The organism is Hydrogenophaga sp., assembly GCF_030158645.1.
In the GTDB taxonomy this organism is placed as follows: Bacteria; Pseudomonadota; Gammaproteobacteria; order Burkholderiales; family Burkholderiaceae_C; genus Hydrogenophaga.
In genome coordinates this window covers 1-2,912 of sequence record NZ_JAOASO010000046.1, presented here as the reverse complement: position 1 = coordinate 2,912, position 2,912 = coordinate 1, and the positions used below count along the sequence as shown (strand labels likewise).

3 protein-coding genes are annotated in these 2,912 nt (G+C 66.8%); all 3 read right to left on the bottom strand.

Going from position 1 to position 2,912, the window contains the following annotated elements:
* The coding region (locus Q1W68_RS05380) for a sigma-70 family RNA polymerase sigma factor (protein WP_300715785.1) at window positions 1–536 on the bottom strand (536 nt) is incomplete at its 3' end.
* A 136-nt stretch (window positions 537–672) separates the two neighbouring features.
* Complete coding sequence (locus Q1W68_RS05375) at window positions 673–1,299, bottom strand: NAD(P)H-dependent oxidoreductase (RefSeq protein WP_300715783.1); 627 nt, start codon at window positions 1,297–1,299, stop codon at window positions 673–675.
* Window positions 1,300–1,365: 66 nt separating this feature from the next.
* On the bottom strand, window positions 1,366–2,912 hold a 1,547-nt coding region (locus tag Q1W68_RS05370), incomplete at its 5' end, for a malate synthase G (protein WP_300715782.1).

The window sequence follows — 2,912 nt, the reverse complement described above, 5'->3', positions numbered from 1 at the left end:
GCCAGCAGGCCGCGCCGGATCCACGACTTGACCGTGCCCACCGGGGTGGACAGCTTGGTCGCGATCTGCTCGTGGGTGTAGCCCTCGACGAACGCAAAGACGATGCAGTCGCGCTTGCGCTCGTCGAGCGCATCCAGGCATCGGTCCAGTGCGGTGGTGTCCGGGTCTGCAGCGCCGTGCTCGTCGGCCTGGCGCGCGTCGGACAAGGCATCGAGGTCGTCGCCGATGCTGACCTCGCGCCCGGAGCGACGGGCCAGGTCCAGCGCACGGTGCCGCACCACGGTGTAGATCCAGCCCCGCGCTGAACCGAGCGAACGCTGGTAGCTGGCGGCTTTCTGCCAGATCTGCAGAAATGCGTCCTGCAGCACGTCGTGCGCGTGGTCGCGGTCACCGACGATGCGCTGCGCAACCCCCAGCAGCCAGCGAGCCTCGCGCTGATAGAGCGCGTTCAGCGCAAAGCGCTCACCGCGAGCGCAGGCCTCGAGGGCGGCCTCGTAATCAAAGGCGTCGGCAGTCAGCGGAATGGGTTCGGGCATCGCAATGGAGGCGGTAGGCGGGCGAACGGACACGTCAACACGCTACGTTCGAGACGGGGGCGCAGATGCACCCTGTCGAAAAATCCGCCTGCAGGGCATGGGCGCCCATTGTCAAACCACCCGTGCCCCGGGGCGCTCAGAGCGACGCGGCCAGCGCCGTTGCTTCAGCCTTGGCTTGTGCGCGAGACGCGGTGTCGGCTTCGGGGCCGAACAGGGTTTTCTCCACCGACACCGTGTGCACTTCGGTGATTCCCACCATGCGCGCCCACATCGTCAGGTAGCTGGTTTGATGGTCGAACTCGGCGGCCGGGAAGTTTTCGCCCAGCGCCACACCGCGGGCGGCCACCACCACTGCCTTGCGGCCCCCCAGCAAGCCTAGCAAGCCGCGTTCGTCGAAGGTGAACAGCAGGTCCTTCTGCGAGACCGCATCGATCAGATGCTTGAGCCGGTAAGGGATGCCGAAATTCCACATCGGCACGCTGATCACGATCAGGTCGGCGCGGTGAAAGCGCTGGCCCAGGGCCTCGATGTCAGCCCACACCTTCAGTTGTTCGGCGCTGCGCTCATGGCCTTCAAGTGCTGCGTATTTCGCGCCCAGGGCCTCGCCGTCGAACGCGGGCAGCGGCGTCGCCCACACATCGAGGGTGTCGACGGTGGCCTGGGGGTGGCGCGAGGTCCAGGCACCGATGAAGGCCTGCGCGACCTCGATGGACGCCGAGCGCTGCGGGCGCGGTGAGCTTTGAATGTGAAGCAGGTGGGGCATGGTCGGTGGTGGCAAGTGGGCGACAAGGTGTTTTGTACCACCCCCACCGAAAGTCCCCCGGTGCGATCAGCCCATCGCCTTCACCCGCAACCGGGCCGCATGCAACAGCGGCTCGGTGTAGCCGCTGGGTTGCGTCAGGCCCTTGAAGACCAGATCGCGTGCCGCCTGGAAGGCGATCGACTCGTCGAAGCGGCCGGCCATCTTCTGGTACAGCGGGTCGCCGGCGTTCTGCTGGTCGACGACCTTGGCCATCCGCTTGAGCGTGCTGTTCACCTGCGCCTTGGTCACCACGCCATGGCACAACCAGTTGGCCATGTGCTGGCTGCTGATGCGCAGCGTGGCGCGGTCTTCCATCAGGCCGACGTCGTGGATGTCGGGCACCTTCGAGCAGCCCACGCCCTGGTCGACCCAGCGCACCACGTAACCCAGGATGCCTTGCGCGTTGTTGTCGAGCTCCTGCTGCTTGTCAGCGTCGCTCCAGTTCGCCTTCTTGACCACCGGAACCGTCAGCAGACCGGTCAGCAGGTCGTCGGCCGTCTGTTGCGAATCACCATCGGCGTCCTGCTTCTCCAACTGCTTCTGCACCGCGAACACATCGACCTGGTGGTAGTGCAGCGCGTGCAGGGTGGCCGCCGTCGGGCTCGGCACCCAGGCGGTGTTGGCGCCGGCCTGCGGGTGCGCGATCTTCTGTTGCAGCATCGCGGCCATCAGGTCGGGCATGGCCCACATGCCCTTGCCGATCTGCGCCTTGCCGCGCAGGCCGCAGCTCAAGCCGACCAGCACGTTGTTGCGTTCGTAGGCCTGGATCCAGGCGCTGGTCTTCATGTCGCCCTTGCGCAGCATCGGGCCGGCCTGCATGGCGGTGTGCATCTCGTCGCCGGTGCGGTCGAGGAAGCCGGTGTTGATGAAGGCCACGCGGTCGGCTGCGGCGGCGATGCAGGCCTTCAGGTTGACGCTGGTGCGGCGCTCCTCGTCCATGATGCCGAGCTTGACAGTCGCTTTGGGCAGGCCCAGCAGCTTTTCGACACGGCCGAACAGTTCGCTCGCGAAGGCCACTTCGGCCGGGCCGTGCATCTTCGGCTTCACGATGTAGACCGAGCCGGCGCGCGAGTTGCGGATCGTCGGGTGCGCGCGCTTCAGGTCGTGCAGCGCGATGGTGGTGGTGACCACCGCGTCGAGGATGCCTTCGGGAATCTCCTGCCCGTTCGCCCACAGCACCGCCGGGTTCGTCATCAGGTGGCCGACATTGCGCACGAACATCAGCGAGCGGCCGTGCAGCGTGACAGGCTCACCCTTCGGGCCGACGTAGACGCGGTCGGGATTCAGGCGCCGCGTGAAGGTCTTGCCGCCCTTGCTCACGGCCTCCGTCAGCGTGCCCTTGAGCACGCCCAGCCAGTTGCCATACGCCTGCACCTTGTCGTCGGCATCGACGACGGCGACCGAGTCTTCGAGGTCGAGGATGGTCGACAGCGCTGATTCAATCACCAGATCGGAAACCCCCGCGGGGTCGCTGGCACCGGTCAAGGTGCTGCGGTCGATGCGCAGGTCGAGGTGCAGGCCGTGGTGCTTGAAGAGCACCGAGGCGGGCGCCGCCGCGTCGCCCTGGTGGCCGA

Bases quoted from the DNA above. Each gene is read 5' to 3' on its own strand.
- Q1W68_RS05375 (WP_300715783.1), bottom strand. From the start codon at position 1,299: ATGCCCCACCTGCTTCACATTCAAAGCTCACCGCGCCCGCAGCGCTCG.